This window comes from Sphingomonas sp. TX0543 (assembly GCF_048565505.1).
Classification (GTDB): Bacteria; Pseudomonadota; Alphaproteobacteria; order Sphingomonadales; family Sphingomonadaceae; genus Sphingomonas.
The window spans coordinates 2,729,637-2,746,078 of sequence record NZ_JBLZUS010000002.1 but is presented as its reverse complement, the minus strand read 5'-3'; the positions used below and the strand labels follow the sequence as shown (position 1 = coordinate 2,746,078).

The window sequence follows — 16,442 nt, the reverse complement described above, 5'->3', positions numbered from 1 at the left end:
TGAAGATATGTCCCGCGATGCGGGTGATGGGTCAAGCTGGCGATTTTTCCTTTCGTGGTTTGGGCGCCGCGGCGGCGGTGCTGGCTCTGAAGCGGAAGCTGTCGTTTCCGGTCTCCAGGATGTGGCAGTGGTGCGTGAGCCGATCGAGCAGCGCGGTCGTCATCTTGGCATCGCCGAACACGCCGGCCCACTCGCTGAAGCTGAGGTTGGTGGTGATGACGACGCTGGTGCGCTCGTAGAGTTTGCTGAGCAGGTGGAACAGCAATGCCCCGCCTGACGAGCTGAACGGCAGGTAGCCGAGCTCATCGAGGATCACGAGGTCGAGACGCAGCAGCCGATCGGCCAGCTGGCCGGCCCTGTTCATGGCCTTTTCCTGCTCGAGCGCGTTGACCAGGTCAACGGTGGCGAAGAAGCGGACCTTCTTGCGATGATGCTCGACCGCCTGGATGCCGAGCGCGGTGGCGATGTGGGTCTTGCCGGTGCCCGGCCCGCCGATCAGCACGACGTTGTGGGCGCCGTCGATGAACTCGCCGCGGTGCAGCTGGCGAACCATGGCTTCATTGATCTCGCTGGAAGCGAAGTCGAAGCCGGCGAGGTCCTTGTAGGCCGGGAAGCGGGCGGCCTTGATCTGGTAGGCGATCGAGCGGACCTCGCGCTCGGCGACCTCGGCCTTGAGCAGCTGTGACAGGATCGGCACCGCGGTATCGAAGGCCGGCGCCCCCTGTTCGACGAGTTCGCTGACGGCTTGGGCCATGCCGTACATCTTCAGACCGCGAAGCATGACCACGACGGCGGCGCTGGCAGGATCATGACGCACGGGCGGTCTCCTTGTTGCGGAGCGCGTCGTAGCGCTCGACGTTAGCCCTGGGCTCGCGGACCAGGCTCAGCGCCTGTGGGGCGTCGATTCTCGGCGGGGTGCCAGCTTTGCCGTCGGTCAGCCGGTGCAGGATGTTGAGGATGTGGGTCTTGGCCGGAACGCCGGCTTCGAGCGCCAGCTCGACGGCGCAAAGCACCGCCTGCTCGTCGTGCTGCAGGACGAGGGCGAGGATCTCGACCATCTCCCGGTCGCCGCCGGGGCGCTTGAGAAGATGGCCCTGCAGCCGCCGGAACGCATCAGGCAGCTCGGCGAAGGGCGCGCCATTGCGCAGGGCGCCAGGCTTGCGCTGGATCACCGCCAGATAGTGCCGCCAGTCATAGACCGTCCGCCCCGGCAGGTGGTGCGAGCGTTCAATGATCCGGTCATGCTCGCACAGGATCTGGCCTTCGGCGGCGATGACGATTCGGTCAGGGTAGACGCGTAGGCTGACCGGCCGGTTGGCGAAGGATGCCGGCACGCTGTAGCGGTTGCGCTCGAAGTGCACGAGGCAGGTCGGCGAGACCCGCTTGGCGTGCTCGACGAAGCCGTCGAAGGTCCGCCCCAACGGCATCTGTCAGTGGGCGTGTAATTCTCCGCGGATGTGGGCTTTGAAAATTCCCTGATTGTTGGGCCTGGTTGCCCAATGAGCCGGGGTTAACCCCGGCTCATTGGGCAACGCCAAAATCGGCGCGATGACCTCCTGCGGGAGGCGGCGCTGATGATCCGACTTGGAGAAGCCATGATGATACTGGAGTTGCACCGGCAGGGGCTGTCGGTGACGGCGATCGCCCGCCGGACGGGCCGTGATCCCAAGACCGTTCGCAAATACATCGAGCGCGGCGTCGAGGTGCCGGTTTACGGCCCCCGCAAGGCCGGGCGGCCGAGCAAGATCGCGCCCTACATGGAGTTCCTGCGCGAGCGCGTGACGGCGTTCCCCGAGCTGACGGCCTCGCGCCTCACGCGCGAGATCAGGGAGATGGGCTATGCCGGCGCGTACACCGCGGTGAAGCGCTACCTGGCAGCAATCCGGCCCGACCATGATCCCAAGCCTTACGAGGTTCGCTTCGAGACCAAGGCCGGCGTGCAGGCCCAGGTCGACTTCGCCCGGTTCGTCGTCGAGTTCACCGACGAGCCGGGCGTGGTGCGCATCGTCTGGCTGTTCAGCCTGGTGCTGGGCTACTCGCGCCTCGTGTTCGCCCGCTATGTGCTGCATCAGGACCTGCAGACGCTGCTGCGCTGTCACATGCAGGCGTTCGAGGCGATCGATGGCGTGCCGATCGAGATCCTCTATGACCGGATGAAGACCGCGGTCACCGGCGAGGACGACCAGGGCCACATCGTCTACAACACCTCGCTGCTGGCGCTGGCGAAGCACTACCGGTTCCAGCCCCGGGCGTGCCGGCCCTATCGCGCCAAGACGAAGGGGAAAGTTGAGCGGCCGTTCCGCTACATCCGCGAGGACTTCTTCCTGGGCCGATCCTTCCGCAACATGGAGGACCTCAACGCCCAGCTCGTCGAGTGGCTCGACACGGTGGCCAATGTCCGGGTGCACGGCACGACGCAGCGCGTGGTGGCCGAGGCCTTCGCCGAGGAGCAGGGAGAACTGCAGCGGCTGCCCGAACACCGCTTCAACGCCGTGCTGAAGCTCGAGCGGCGGGTTACCCATGACGGCTTTGTGGCGGTCGGCGGCAACTTCTACAGCGTGCCTGACCGCACGCGCCGCATCGTCGAGGTCGAGCAGCTACCGGACGTAGTCCGGGTAATCGATCGCGGCGTTGTGGTTGCTGAGCACCCTGTGCTCGAAGGACGCCTCCAGTATCGCATCGACCGGCGTCATCGCACCGGAAGGCCTCAATCACGGCCACAGGAACGGCGCACGACGATGATCGGCCGGCTCGGTGACCATGTGCCGCTGCGCTCGCTGGCGGTTTATGAAGCCATTGGCGCGAGCCTGGCGATGGAAGGACGGCCATGAACGGCGCGGCACCATCCTCGCGCGTCGACTCGATCCGCCGCAGCCTGGTCAGCCTCAAGATGCCGCGGGCGCTTGAGATCCTCGACGCGACCTTGCGACGCATCGAGCAGGGCCAGATCGACGGCATCGAGGCGCTCGACGATCTGCTCGGCGAGGAGCTGTCTCTGCGCGAGAACCGCCGAATCAAGGCGGCCCTGCGCATGGCGCGGCTGCCCGTCGTCAAGACGCTCGCCGGCTACGACTTCTCGTTCCAGCCCTCGCTCGACCGCAACCGCATCCTGGCGCTCGCCGGCCTCGACTTCATCGAGCGCGCCGAGGTCGTCCATCTGCTGGGCCCGCCCGGCACCGGGAAAAGCCACATCGCGACCGCGCTGGCGGTCGAGGCCGTGCGCGCCGGCAAGGCGGTCTACTTCATCCCGCTGGCTGATCTGATCGCCCAGCTCGCCAAGGCCGAGCGCGAGGGCACGCTTCGCGAGAAGATCCGCTTCCTCACCAGAGCGTCGCTGCTCGTCGTCGACGAGATCGGTTACCTGCCGGTCACACCCGGCGGCGCGAACCTGTTCTTCCAGCTGGTCAACGCCCGCTACGAAAAGGGCGCCATGATCCTCACCTCTAACCGCGGCTTCGCCGAATGGGGCGAGGTCTTCGGCGATGCCGTCGTGGCGACGGCGCTGCTCGACAGGCTGCTGCACCACGCCGTCGTCATCCAGATCGAGGGCTCCAGCTACAGGATGCGCGAGCACGCCGCGCTGGTGCCCGAAAACGTCCGCGCCGGCGTCACGTTCAATCCACCGCCAAAGCGTCGCGGCCGCCCGCCAACGAAAGGAAAACCCGATCCCGAATACGGCTGATCACCGCATAGCTCAAACCGCCAGCATAGGGAATTTTAAGCGCCCACATCTGCGGAAAGTTCGGGGCCCTTTGACAGCATCAGGCTGACTACCTCGTCGGCCCAGGCATCGCCGATCGTGCCGGGCAGGACGCCATGCTGGATCTGGCCCCATTGCTCGATGCAGCGCTGTTCGAGCCAGGCGTTGAGTGCCGCCAGATCGGGGAAGCTGGGCAGCGGCTGCCACAGTCGGCGCCGGGCATCCTGGACATTCTTCTCAACCTGTCCCTTCTCCCAACCGGCGGCCGGGTTGCAGAAATCCGGCTCGAACAGGTAGTGGCTGGCCATCGCCGCGAACCGGGCATTAACCTGCCGGACCTTGCCGGCACCGATCCGGTCGACCGCGGTCTTCATGTTGTCGAAGATCCCGCGCCGGGGGACGCCGCCGAGAACCCGGAACGCCTGGGTCAGCGCATCGAACAGCATCTCGTGGGTCTGGAGCAGATAGGCTCTGACGATGAACGCCCGGCTGTGCGACAGCTTGCTGTGCGCCACCTGCAGCTTGGTCCGCTCGCCGGCAATGATCGCCCAGTCCTCGCTCCAGTCGAACTGGAACGCCTCGCCCGGCGCGAACGCCAGCGGGACGAAAGTACCGCGGCCGCTGGTCTGGGCATCACGCTGCCGCTCGGCCTTCCAGGTGCGAACGAAGGCCGCGACGCGGTTGTAGGATCCGTCATAGCCCAGCACGACCAGATCGGCGTGCATCTGCCTGGCGGTGCGCCGCTGCTTACGCGACCGGCCCGCCTCGATCCGTAGCCATGCCGACAGCTTCTCGGCGAACGGGTCCAGCTTGCTTGGCCGCTCGGGAACCTTGAACTTCGGCTCTACCGTGCCGGCGCGCAGGTACTTGCGGATCGTGTTGCGCGACAATCCGGTGCGTCGCTCAATCTCCCGGATCGGCATCCCTTCGCGGAAATGCCAGCGCCGGATTACGCTCAATAACGCCATGTCGATCACTCCTTGATCCCCCGACGCAAATGCCAGGGGGAAGCTCAGAACATGGGTCACTTCTCAGTGGAAACTTTGGACCTTCCCGGGTCAGCTCTCAGCGGAAATCAACACCTTGCCGCCAAAAGGCGGGTTCGTGAGGATCACATCGACGCGGTCTTTCTGCGCCCAACTGATGTAGGGCCGGGCCAGCGTGTTGTCGTGCCGCACAAAGCTGGGATCTTCCACTCCGTGCAGCAGCATGTTGGTGACGCAGAGCATGTGCGGCAGCGGCTTCTTTTCCACCGCGCGGAAGGACGCCTGCATCAGCGCCTCGTCCTCCGGCCGCTTCACATAGCGTTCGCGCATGTGCTTCATCGCGCAAGTGAGGAACCCGCCAGTGCCGCAGGAGGGATCGAAGATGATCTCGCCCGGCTTGGGATCGATGCGGTCCACCATGAAGGCCGTGACCGCACGGGGGGTGTAGTATTCGCCGGCGTTTCCAGCCGATTGCAGGTCGTTGAGCAACTGCTCGTAAACGTCGCCGAAGTGCTGGCGCTCGGTGAGGTTGTTGAAATCGATATCGTTGATCTTGTTGACCACCTGCCGGAGGAGCTGGCCGGATTTCATGTAGTTGTAAGCGTCCTCGAACACGTCGCGCACCACGCGGCGGCGATCACCCGGCTGGCCGGTGGGCTTGAGGCCCTTCATCGCCGGGAACAGCTCTTCGTTGACAAAGGCGAGCAGCGCCTCGCCGGTCAGGCCTTCGGGATCGGCAGCCCAGCTGCGCCACTGGAATTGCGGTGGAACGGGCGACTGATAGCCGTCGCGCATCAGCTCCAATTCCTGATCCTGATCGTCGATGATCTTCAGGAAAAACAACCAGCACAGCTGGCTAATGCGCTGCGCGTCACCATCGACGCCGCTGTCCTTGCGCATGATGTCCTGAATGGATTTGACGAGGGTACGGACTGACATAAGTTCAAGCGACTTCCTGATAGAGCTCGTCTTGCAGGGCGTGGACGGCTTCTTCAAACCCGGCCCTGCCGCCGAATGCCTTGATCAGCTCGACCGGGGTGCCCAGCGTGTTCAGCGGCGGGATACGAAGCACGTTGGTGTCGTCAAGATTCAGCATGCCTTCGTCGGCATACTTGTCGAGCAGGGCGCGCAGCACGGCACGGGCCTGCTCGCCGTACTTGGAGAAAACGTCTCGCTTCTGGACGTTGGTAGCGCGCTCGCGGCGGGTGAGCGGCTTGCGGTCGAATGCGACGTGGCAGATCAAATCGAAGGGATCGAGATCCTTGCCGAGTTCATCGGCGATCACATCGAGGGCAAGGCCTTCGGCGGCTAGCTCATCGACCAGGACCTGCTTGCGGTCAGCGTGGTTCCAACGGTTCAAGAATTCGTCGAGGCTTGCGAAGTGCTTGCGCAGTGCCCGCTTCGTGAAATCGCGAAGGCTTTCGGTGACGAGCTTGCCGCTCTCGTCGAGGTATTCCACGCGCTCGGCTATGATCTTGGCACCAATTCCGTCGACGTAGATCTTCCCGCGCCTGATTCCGCCATCATTGATGGTAATGTCCGGCCGATCGCCGCCGTCGATGATGGTCTCGTCTTCGCGTGATTCCTCTTCGTCATCGCCGCTGGGATCGCTCGTCGTGTCTTCGTCATCGGGCGGGAAGACGGAATCATCGTCGCTGGGCTCGTAGATTTGCACCGGCTCGCCATCGAAATCAGGGTCGGCGAAGTGGTTGGTCGCGCCGCGAAAATCCATGAGCGTGAAGAAGAACTTGCGGGTATCCTCATGAACGCGGGTCCCCCGCCCGACGATCTGCTTGAACTCGGTCATCGAGCCAACTTCCCGGTCCAGCACGATCAGCCGGCAGGTCTGCGCATCCACGCCGGTGGAGAGCAAGCGCGAAGTGGTGACCAGCACCGGATAGCGGCTTTCGGGATCAATGAAATTGCCGAGCTGCGCTTGTCCTTCCGGATCGTTTCCGGTGATCCGCATGACGTAGCGGGAGTTTTCCGCGACCAGATCGGAGTTCTCGTTGACCAAGGCTTGCCGCATGCGGGCGGCGTGTTCCTGATCGACGCAGAAGACGATCGTCTTCTGATACGGGTCACCGCTTTCCTTCAGGAACTCCGTGACCTTGCGAGCGATGAGCTTGGTCCGGTCATCCAGCACCAAGGTCCGGTCGAAATCACGCGCGTTGTAGATACGGTCCTCGACTTCGTTACCTTCGCGATCGAGTTGACCCGCCTGCGGTCGATAGCCTTCGATGTCGCGGTCAACGTGAACCTTGATAACCTTGTAGGGCGCGAGGAAGCCGTCCCGAATGCCTTGCTTGAGCGTGTAGCTGTAAACTGGCTTGCCGAAGTAGTGGATGTTGGACGCGTACTGGGTTTCCTTGGGCGTTGCGGTAAGGCCGATCTGCGTCGCGTCGGAAAAGTGCTCTAGGATCTCGCGCCATGCGCTGTCCTCGGCCGCGCTGCCGCGATGGCATTCGTCGATCACGATCAGATCGAAGAAGCCGGGCGAGAATTCCTTGAACAGCTTCTGCCGTTCCTCAGGCCCTGTGATCGACTGGTAGAGACTGAGGTAAATTTCATAGGCCGTATCGACCCGGCGCTTCTTGTCCATGGCAAGCGTCAGCTCGATCTTGCTGCCGTCGTCGCGCTCGATCGTCTTGGAGTTGGCTGACAGCTTGGCCATGGCGGGGCCGAAGGGCCGGAAGTCATTGACCATGGTCTGGTCGACCAGAACATTGCGGTCCGCGAGGAAAAGCACGCGCTTCTTGTGCCCGCCCTTCCAGAGGCGCCATATGATCTGGAACGCTGTGTAGGTTTTGCCGGTTCCGGTCGCCATAACGAGCAGAACTCGGTTCTGCCCCTTCGCGATCGCTTCGATCGCGGCGTTTATGGCGTTGACCTGATAGTAGCGCGGCTGTTTCCCGCTGCCGTCATCATAATAATCTTCGAGGGCGATTTCCTCGCCCGCTGGCGTTAATCCCTTCCACTCCGCGTAGCGTCGCCACAGCTCATTTGGCGACGGGAATTCATCCAGAGCAAGCGTAGTTTCGCGGGTGTCGCCCGTGCCCGTCCGGTCGTGAAAAACGAATCCATCTCCGTTCGATGCGAATACGAACGGGATGTCGAGGGTCTCGGCGTATTCCAGGGCTTGCTGGATGCCGGCGCCTACCGGCTGCGCATTGTCCTTCGCCTCGATGATTGCGAGCGGGATGTTGGGTTTATAATAGAGGACATAGTCGGCCCGCTTGCATTCGCCACGAGAGACCAATTTACCGCGGACGATGATGCGGCCTTTGGTGAAATTCACCTCTTCCCGAATCTGAGTCATTTCGTCCCAGCCTGCCTGTTTCACAGCCGGCGAGATGAACTTCGTGCAAATATCGCGTTCGCTGAGCGCGTGTTTGTCTAACATGGAGCCCCACCTTGTGAGGCAGACCATAGGGTTCCTTCGAAAAATCGCTAGAGCACCTGCAGAAGACAACGCCCTATGGGCGGGCTCGTGCCAGATCAGTGTGACGTTCTGGTAGCCGTGCCGAGGTCGGCACCAGCGGGGTCAGATAGAGATGCAGCAATACTGCCTGAATGACAAGAAGTTGCCGCCCTGCTTTGCGCCCCAGATTCAGCCATCGAGGCGTGGCACCAATGATCCGGAAAGCTGCCGGGGCCGAGACCTCGCTGCTATCACGATTGCAGCGGAGCCGAGCAAGGCGGCTGCAACGATCACGCCAATTCCCACGAAACCTCGGGCAGTAACGGTTCCTTCGACAATGAAAGTGTCGCCTATCCGCAAAGATAGGTGCGCGTCACCGGTTAAAGGCGTGAAAGCGTCTGGTGGCATAGCTGCTTATAGCCCCTGCATCACGATTGAACATCATCGACGGATTGGCAGCAACGCGCCCCAAACTCGGAGCTTCAGGAGCGCATTTGCGATCCCGGAAGCGACTTTAAGCTTACGCGTGATCTGCCAATGCATTCTACGCTATCTAGCGCGCTCGCGATCGACTGAGGGGCGAACAGTGAGATCACTGCTGGACCTGCATCGCGACGGCGTCCACACCTCGGGCGATCGCCTCGTCAAAACGGGTGTACTGTACTGTCTTGCGGATCGCCGGCAGGCCGAGCGCCATCAATGAAACGATGCCTCGTCCGATCTGGAGTTCGTGCTGGCTGTCGTCCGGATTGCGGTAGTGGACCTCCCTGACGCGGTTGATGCCGAGGTCGCCGATGAGCATGACGACTGGGATCCCCGCAGCTTCCGCGATCTGCAGCTCGATGCCGAGCCCTGTGGACGGGAAGCTCGCGTCCGCGACGACAAGGTCAGCATCTTCGACCATCCTGCGATCCCAGTCGTAGCAAAGTCCCGCCTGGTCACCCGCCGATTTCGAGGCGAGCTGGGGGTCGCTGTCGACCAAGGCGTAGCGCACGCTCGTCACGCTCGGAACATCGCGCAGCCTGGCAGCCAGCGCGTGCAGGTATGAGGCATACTCGGCGAAGACGTCACGTGGAACGTGAGTCAGGCCGCAAGCGATGTATATCTTCACGAATGACCCCTCAGTTTGGTACCCTGACGTTGGGGATCATGATCTGATGCCCCGTCATCTCACAGGCTATCTCGTCCAGGAACTGGGACGGCGACATGGCTATAAATTCGCTGAGCAGCCAATTCTTTGGTCCGTCGAGATACGATCTGAGCTGCGAAGGCGTGTAACGGCAAATCTCGCTTAGTCGGTGCATCGCGATCAGCATCAACGTGATCGGGCTCCGATCGATTGTGCTCGCGCCGGTCGTTTTCAGGTACCACAAGGTGTGTGCGCCGTTAATGTAGTGGATGATCCGGCGGATCTCAGCATTCAGACCACTAAGCGAGGCGAGTTCGGCGTCGCTGGGACGGCCGGCCGCCGCCCAATGGATGGTGCGGGTCGACACGATGGTGGGTGGGCCTCCGACAACCTCCGTGACTTCCGGCGGCAGGCGCCTCCTGTAGATCTTCCAGTTGATGCCATCACCAATCTCGGCGTGGAGCGAGACCTGTCCAGATGCCGCGTCCCGCTTGAAGGCCGCCTGTCTGAGCGGGATGAACCGCTCGGGCTTGTTGGAATAGCTCAGACAGCAGGTGCGATGCACGCACACGACGTTGTACAGTATGTCCTCCAAGCTGTGGACGCGGGCGGTCTCCGTTTCCGCGAAGTAGGAGACCATCGCAGGCACGATGCCGTTCTGCTTGATCTTGACCCCCTCGTTGCTGAGGACAGTCTTACTGTTCGGCCCGCGCATCCTGTTGCCGGACACGCCATGATATGGATTGAACACGATCGACTTGGAGGCGAGAAGCGCCTTCGCGGCGTTCATGAAGCAGTAGTACAGGACCAGAGGCGATGACTCGATCGTTAGCCCCTGCGCTGCGCGATGAAAGTTTCTCGCCTGCCTCCAGTAGTGTTGCGCCTCGTCCTTCTTCTCCCTTCGGAGCCACAGATCGACATAGTCGAAGGGGTCCAGGGTGAGCACGGTCTTCATCCGAAAGTTAGATCCGTTGACTGCCTTTGTGAGCGCGATTGACCTCGCCCCGATCTTGATCTGTTCAGATGACACCGATCCCCCCGCCGCAAGCTATCCTGCGAAACCGTTCCTATTACGGAGCCTCGCAATTGTCTCGGCGCATCGCCGCTGCCGCCAGCGCTCGAACACGGGGCCGTGCTGAGCATGTCGCACGAGCGAAGTCCCAACGCTCCGCTCCGATGACAAGGACTGGGTAAGCGGCCCGCTAATGTAGACTGGATCAGCAGCGTCTTTGTCTGCTTCGAGTGCCTTTCGTATCGGTAGCGGACAGCCAACTGACGGCCCACAAATAGACGTACATGTCATCGGGGCTGGAACGGCAGCAACTGGGCCGGTAGCGGTCAGGCGGCTTTTTGGCACCGGATCGCGAAAAGCCGTCATCCCGTGATCAAAGTCTCGACTGTTAATCGAGTGGCCGGATCGAGGTCGTTTGCGGAACGGCAGTTCTCGGAGGAGCTAGGCACAATCAGGTAAAGGATCGTCTTCACAAAGCAAAAACGGGCAATGGCGGATCACGGCCTCGAGCTGATCCAGCGCTCGCTCCTTCACTGTCGTCGATCCACCTGCCAGTCGTACCGGAGCCCCTCAAACGCGGTAGTGGCGACATGGTCGGGAAAAAGCCTGCCCGCGATCTTTCGCCGATTGTCCCAACCAGGCTGCGTGTCGTTCATAACCATCTCGATCCGCTGCCTGCCAGAAGGTGTCATGTGGCCAATGATCTCCCAGATGAAGTCGTGGAGCGCGAGGTAGTCGTCAAGAATCTCTTGCGGCCTATAGCGATCGATCAGCCGGATCCAATGCTGGCGGATTCGGTCCCCACCTGTTCTGAAAAGCGGTCTCTTGCCGTGGAAGTAGACGGTCTCGAGGGCGTCGCGCACCGGGTCCACGTTACCATGAATCACGTCGTTCCTCTTGTTCACAACCTGCCAGTAGCGGCCGAACGCGGGATTATTCTGCTGGAGTGGCCGGGCAAAGCCGACGCACATGTCCGCCATCGCGACCAACTTCTGGTTGAGGGGGCCCCGGACGAACGCCTCGAAGGCTGCGGCGTCCCGGCGCACCTCCTGCTTGATCAACACGGCGACTATCGGGCCGATGAACGATTCGAACAGCACCGGCATGAGCACGGACAGTTCCGTAGGCGCGGTCGTGATCGCGCTCATGAGCTTTGAGTGGGCCTTGTTATTGGAGTTGGCGACGAGCGATTGGGTGGTGAGCTTATCGGAGAGGATCTTGCGCTCGATTCTGGGCAGCGCGGTGTCGATCTCGTCGTAAAGGTCGGCGCATCGCGACGCGATCGCTTGGAACTGGTTCGGGAAGATGCTCCACTTCTCTAGGCTCGATGCGAACCGACCCTTCTCGCGCGCGACGCGGGCGAAGTCCTGTTTCAGCTTTGCAATGAACGCGAGGCACTTCGCGTCGCTAAGCTTGCCGTCGAACCAGACGTGCACCTCCTCCGAAGCGCCGACGAACATGAGATCCTTTTCGCCAGCCTTAAGGAAGAAGTCCCAGTGGAACAGGTTCGCCGAGTCTGCTTCCACCAAGATCGTCTGAAGGCCGTTGGGCTCCCCGAACCTCGCGTGCAGGTAGGTGTAGGCATCGAATGGAGAGATCGTCTCTTGGAGAACGAGGGACGACTTCCGCTTGCCTCGGGATTTCTTCTTTCCGCGAACCCTTCGATCCTCGATGAACGCCAGGCGCTCCTCGTCGGAAAACATGCGCCAAGTCTCAGGGTGGAGATAGGACATCCCTACCGTGTCAGCGTAGTGGCGTGGCGAGAGCGGGCCGCGCCATAACTGCTTGCTTGCAGGCTATTTTCGACGTTCGAAGAGCGCGCATCTTCACTGGGCCGCGTCGACTAGAAGCTCGCGATCAACCACCGCAGTGTGGACCAGGCGACCCTCTATCGAGCTCATCTTCTCAGGACGCCAAAAGGTCGCGCGGGCCGACATACCTGATGTGGAGACGAGCATCGACCTTTTCCACGGTGGCAACCGTCAATCCTACCCTCGCATGGTTTAATCCGACCTCAAGCTGGCCAAGTCGCGAGAGGTCGGCCCCTAGAACCACGGTCATATCGTGCTGATTAAACAGCTGCACCGGCGTGCCGTGCTTTGGTGCGTCCCCATCCCAACTCACCTTCGCAGACGATATCTGACGGGACCAAGTCTCGTCGTCGGCAGGCATTAGGCTCGCAAGGAACTGGAGCCACAGTCCGTGGGACGTCGTCGTGGGCCACTCCGGATCGAGCCGCCCCTCGAACACCTTCTCGCTCCGCAGCCACCGCTTGAGGCCCCGCATGTCGGTGAAGTCGCCACCGGTCTGCTCGACCGCCCGGATGGCAGCGACGCGAGAGCCAAACCCAGCCCGCATTAATACAGCCGCGGCCCGATTGAGCGTGCCCGTCTCGACAGCAGCGACGGCCACGCCCAGTTCGACGTCCTCCATCGCGATGCCGCTCTCGAGCTCGTCACCGTTTGCGATGGCGCGGACACGGACTGCCTCCATCGCCCACGGCAGGCGGTAGACGAGCGACTGCTCGACGAACTGAAGCACGGTGGCCTCGTCATCGGCGGCGAGGTCGGCGATCGTCTCACCCTTCAGCCACGCGGCCAGAACGTCACGCCAGTTTCCCGGCAGCTCGGGAGGAACGAACGGCGGAATCGCGAACGCCAACTCGGCGAAATCGGTGATAGCCTCGATCGCCGCGTCCTCCTGTCCCTCCAGGATCGCGCCGTTCGCGGTGACGAGAAACTGGTTCAGCTCGGCCGCCTGAGCGTCGAGCTCCTGCCCGGTCCCCAGCCCTATACCGGCAAGAAAGTATCCCCTTCGCTGGACCTGCGTGGTCTTCTTCCAGACGAACCGCGCGCGTGCCGCGAGACCTGCCTTTAGCACCCGCTGAATGATCATGCGCCGGCTCGCAAGCCGCCGCAGCCAGAGCGACGAGGAAAGCACATCGTCGAGCGTGGCCTCGAGCTCGTCATCAACCACCTCGCGGTCCCCCAGCATGCTCAGGATCGCGGTGTCGAGCGTCGTAAGGAAGCCCGCCCAGCGATTCCTCTCGATCGCCGTGATCTCTGCGGACTCGCTCTTGATCACCGGAAACTCCCACGCCGCATTGCCAGCGACGTATTCGATCAGCCTCTCCCCATCCCGCAGGCCATGCTTACGTACGATCCGGGCGAGAAGGGTCTGGACCAAGCGGAGAAGCCCGCTCTCCATCTCCTTGCCCTTCTCGTTCGCGATCATCGCCTTCCATGCGGCGCTACGCTTGGTCACCTTGTCGAACATCGGATATAGGACGAGTCCTTCGACGTCCACGAAGGCACGGCCGGCGCGACCCACGACGTTGCGGAACTCGGCGATGTCGATCTCCGCCCCGTTCCTGTTAAGTCCGTGAAAGATCAGCGTAGAGGCCGACAGGTTCAGTCCCTGCGCCAGCGTCGGCGAGGATATCGTAACCTTCAGCACACCCAGCCGCAGAAGCCGCTCGACCTCCTTGCGGAATGCTGTCGGCAGGGCGCCGTGATGTACCGCAACCCCGAGCTTGAGACATGTCAGCACAGGGCTGTCCTCGCCGAGCCACTCGGCACCGATCGCGACTGCGTTGTCGAGTATCCCGGCGTCATGTTCAAGGACCGACTGGATCGCGCCGCGCTCCGCCAGATCCACAATGGCCTCGGCGAACGGCTCGACCGACACTCTCAGCGGACAGAATATCAGGACCGAATGGTCCTCCGAGACGAGCTGCCAGGCGGTAGCAATGCAGAGCTCGCGCTGATCACCGGGATACATCTTGACCCGCCGCCCCTTCGGAAGGACGGGCGTAAGAAATTTTTCAATCCAGGGCTGCTCGGCACCGACTGTGATGTCGAGCCGGGCATGGTCATCCTTCCACAGGACCTCGCCGTAGCGCAGTCGCGTTGGCCGCCAATCTTTCTTCACGAGCCCGTCCGCTTGGTCGCGCGTGAGCCAGGCGGTGAAGTCCGCTAGCTGGTCCCCGTCGGGCAAGATCGCGGACAGGCAAACGATGCGTCGACCTGCAGCGTCGTCGCGACGGAGCAGCCGCTGGATCTGGACCTCGTAGCGGACCTCGCGCTCGGTCAAGCCGATCATGTGACCTTCGTCGAGAACCACGAGCCCGACGTCGTTGAGGAGATCGGGGTCATTCCGCAGGGCGAAATCGAGCTTCTCCGGCGTAGCGACGATGATATCGCTCTCACGGAGGAAATCCTCGTCGACCTCGCTCGCTCCGATCGCGCCGTAGAGGCTGGAGACGCTCTTTCCCAGAGGCCGGAACGTTCGCTGGAGCGAGACTTCCGTCTGAGCCGACAGGGCCCTCAGCGGCGTGACGAACACCACTCGCCTGCCCGAAGCCAAGCAGGCCAGAATGCAAAGCTCGGCGATGCGCGTCTTGCCAGCACTCGTGGGAAGCGAGACGACCATGTTGTCGGTGAGGTCGAGGGCTCGGGAGGCTGCCTCCATTTGCGATGGCCACAGGTCGATCTCGGCGCGGTCCCGCTTCATCAGCGTCGCGATGAACAACTCACGCAGACGCTCCCAATCTATCGCCCCGCCAACGCCACCGGCCCCACTGGTTGGCAGGCGCTCGTGAAAGCTCGACGACCACAGATCGCCCAGAAGGTGGATCGCTAGACGATGGCACCACCATTGCGGAACGAAACCGAGCTCCCCGGCAGCCTCGAGCCCTATTCTCAAGCGGGCGATCGCGGCCTCGAGCACGCCGCGCTCGCCGCGCTCGAACGCAAGCATGGCCATGGCGACCGCGCCCAGGAAGTGGTCGGACAACGCTGCGTCCACGACCTCAGCGAGACTATCCTCCAGCTCTGGCGAGTCTTCCTTCGACTCGACGCCGTCCTCGGGCTCCCGGATCTCCGAGAGCATCTCGATCAGTGTCTTCTCGCTACCGTTCGGCCCGAGGCGCTGTTCGGCGAGCATCGTGAAGAGGCCATCGAGGTCCCTCAGCATGAGCATCGCCAGCGCCCGCTCCGGCCGGGTCAGGTTCTCTTCCGTCAGCCCCTCGTGCAGCAGTGAGAAGGCGCGCGCCGAATACCGCGCGAGATGGTAGCAGGCGCCCGCCACGAGCCGATGGAAGTCGTGCTCCACGCCGGTCGGGCCTCGCGTGATCGCCGCCTCGATCGCCGATGCCGCGCTCTCGAAGGCAACTCGCGCCGAGTCGTGCTCAGCCTCTCCGTCGAGCAGCCGCAGCCCTTGGGTCATCAGCGCGTAGGCGTATGAGAGCAGATCGTAGGTGAGGAGCGGCGAGAACGGCGGCGCGTCGTCGGGCAGCGCTCCTTCCCGCCAGATCATCGACCGTGCCTGCCCCTTTGCGAGAAGATCATTCCGGAAACCGGATGCGGTGGACTCGCGGATAAGCTCCGCGACCGCCTCAGGACTTCTTGCCATCGGCGATCACTTTTCCGAAAATGCCCTTGATGAAGGACTGATGCGGCTTCACGCGAAGCCCGACCGCCACCTGCTTCACCTTGCCCTTGTAGGCCTGGAGGTCATCGGTCAGCAGCTTCGATGGGTCGCTGCCGGTGAACATGAACATCATGTGAGAGACCTGCTCGAGCTTGATACGCTTGCGGAGTTGATATTCGTCGATCAGATCCGCCGTCGCCACATCGCCGGTCTCGTAGAGGCGATCCGCTACGAAGGAGAGAGCATGCGGGGTTGGTCGGTTGTCGCTCGACAGAAGCGCCTTCCTCGCCTCTTCGACCGTCTTCTTCCCCAGTGATGCGCGGCTTTTCACCTCGCCCTTCAGAAAGCGCACTGTGACCGTTGGATCCGTTCGGACGGCCAGGATATCATCGCCCCGCATCGCCATTTCGCGGTGATCTTTCCAGCGGAGCTTGAGGACGCCCATCTTGTAGCCGGTAAATTCGCTGACGAAGCTGGAGGCGAGAATCTCCCCGATGTCCCCCGACCTGCTGCGTGGGCCGGTAGGGAGCTTTTTCAAAACGTATTCCGCCGCCTCCACCTTGCCGAGCCGGCCGAGGATGTGGGCGACGCGGCTTGCTGCGGCATAATGCCCCGGCACGACAGCCGCCAAGTGTGCGGTGCCGACGTGCAGCTTGGCCGGATCGGCCTCAAGGTAGATCAAATTATGGGACTTCACCTTGGTATCGGTGCGCCCACACCAGTCCTTTATCTTTGCCATTTCCACTCCTCGCATCCAGCTAGCA

Annotated in this window: 10 protein-coding genes and 2 pseudogenes; 2 read left to right on the top strand and 10 right to left on the bottom strand. The window is 62.4% G+C overall.

The features are described from left to right. Window positions 1–31: 31 nt before the first annotated feature. Both istB (ACM61V_RS13800) and ACM61V_RS13795 read right to left on the bottom strand, forming a co-directional pair. Window positions 32–817 (bottom strand): IS21-like element helper ATPase IstB, encoded by a 786-nt coding sequence (gene istB / locus ACM61V_RS13800; protein ID WP_419713736.1) that lies wholly within the window; start codon window positions 815–817, stop codon window positions 32–34. After that, window positions 807–1,427: pseudogene (locus tag ACM61V_RS13795) on the bottom strand (Mu transposase domain-containing protein); the annotation flags it as partial. The pseudogene ACM61V_RS13795 and the gene istB (ACM61V_RS13800), both read right to left, overlap by 11 nt. Before the next feature lie 147 nt (window positions 1,428–1,574). On the opposite strand from ACM61V_RS13795, the gene istA (ACM61V_RS13790) reads away from it, so the two are divergent. Next, window positions 1,575–2,831, top strand: coding sequence for an IS21 family transposase (gene istA / locus ACM61V_RS13790; RefSeq protein ID WP_419713831.1), 1,257 nt, complete (start codon window positions 1,575–1,577; stop codon window positions 2,829–2,831). Beyond that, window positions 2,828–3,682, top strand: coding sequence for an IS21-like element helper ATPase IstB (istB, locus tag ACM61V_RS13785; protein WP_419713830.1), 855 nt, complete (start codon window positions 2,828–2,830; stop codon window positions 3,680–3,682). The genes istA (ACM61V_RS13790) and istB (ACM61V_RS13785) overlap by 4 nt, the downstream gene beginning before the upstream one ends. A gap of 77 nt (window positions 3,683–3,759) precedes the next feature. Here the strand turns inward: istB (ACM61V_RS13785) and istA (ACM61V_RS13780) are convergent. The 8 genes and pseudogenes from istA (ACM61V_RS13780) to ACM61V_RS13745 all read right to left on the bottom strand — a co-directional run. Continuing rightward, window positions 3,760–4,668 (bottom strand): annotated as a pseudogene (istA, locus tag ACM61V_RS13780) (IS21 family transposase); the annotation flags it as partial. Window positions 4,669–4,758: 90 nt separating this feature from the next. Then, the gene (locus ACM61V_RS13775; protein ID WP_419714077.1) at window positions 4,759–5,682 is read right to left on the bottom strand and encodes a type I restriction-modification system subunit M; all 924 of its coding nucleotides are present in this window, start codon (window positions 5,680–5,682) and stop codon (window positions 4,759–4,761) included. Next, on the bottom strand, window positions 5,630–8,089 hold the full coding sequence (gene hsdR / locus ACM61V_RS13770) for an EcoAI/FtnUII family type I restriction enzme subunit R (RefSeq protein ID WP_419714076.1): 2,460 nt from the start codon (window positions 8,087–8,089) through the stop codon (window positions 5,630–5,632). The genes ACM61V_RS13775 and hsdR overlap by 53 nt, the downstream gene beginning before the upstream one ends. A 610-nt stretch (window positions 8,090–8,699) precedes the next feature. Further along, complete coding sequence (locus ACM61V_RS13765) at window positions 8,700–9,218, bottom strand: hypothetical protein (RefSeq protein ID WP_137787678.1); 519 nt, start codon at window positions 9,216–9,218, stop codon at window positions 8,700–8,702. A gap of 10 nt (window positions 9,219–9,228) precedes the next feature. After that, complete coding sequence (locus ACM61V_RS13760) at window positions 9,229–10,191, bottom strand: YaaC family protein (protein WP_137787677.1); 963 nt, start codon at window positions 10,189–10,191, stop codon at window positions 9,229–9,231. Window positions 10,192–10,778: 587 nt separating this feature from the next. Then, window positions 10,779–11,951 carry a hypothetical protein gene (locus ACM61V_RS13755; RefSeq protein WP_419714075.1) on the bottom strand — a complete coding sequence of 391 codons (1,173 nt, stop codon included), beginning with the start codon at window positions 11,949–11,951 and terminating at the stop codon, window positions 10,779–10,781. Window positions 11,952–12,153: 202 nt separating this feature from the next. Further along, complete coding sequence (locus ACM61V_RS13750) at window positions 12,154–15,660, bottom strand: DEAD/DEAH box helicase (RefSeq protein ID WP_419714074.1); 3,507 nt, start codon at window positions 15,658–15,660, stop codon at window positions 12,154–12,156. Further along, window positions 15,644–16,417, bottom strand: coding sequence for a Hachiman antiphage defense system protein HamA (locus ACM61V_RS13745; protein ID WP_419714073.1), 774 nt, complete (start codon window positions 16,415–16,417; stop codon window positions 15,644–15,646). Before ACM61V_RS13745 ends, ACM61V_RS13750 begins: the two co-directional genes overlap by 17 nt. Between the last annotated feature and the right edge of the window lie 25 nt (window positions 16,418–16,442).

Coding starts and splice junctions, on each gene's coding strand:
- ACM61V_RS13750 (WP_419714074.1), bottom strand. CDS start 15,660: ATGGCAAGAAGTCCTGAGGCGGTCGCGGAGCTTATCCGCGAGTCCACC.
- istA (WP_419713831.1), top strand. CDS start 1,575: ATGATCCGACTTGGAGAAGCCATGATGATACTGGAGTTGCACCGGCAG.
- ACM61V_RS13755 (WP_419714075.1), bottom strand. CDS start 11,951: ATGTTTTCCGACGAGGAGCGCCTGGCGTTCATCGAGGATCGAAGGGTT.
- ACM61V_RS13745 (WP_419714073.1), bottom strand. CDS start 16,417: ATGGCAAAGATAAAGGACTGGTGTGGGCGCACCGATACCAAGGTGAAG.
- istB (WP_419713830.1), top strand. CDS start 2,828: ATGAACGGCGCGGCACCATCCTCGCGCGTCGACTCGATCCGCCGCAGC.
- hsdR (WP_419714076.1), bottom strand. CDS start 8,089: ATGTTAGACAAACACGCGCTCAGCGAACGCGATATTTGCACGAAGTTC.
- ACM61V_RS13760 (WP_137787677.1), bottom strand. CDS start 10,191: ATGAAGACCGTGCTCACCCTGGACCCCTTCGACTATGTCGATCTGTGG.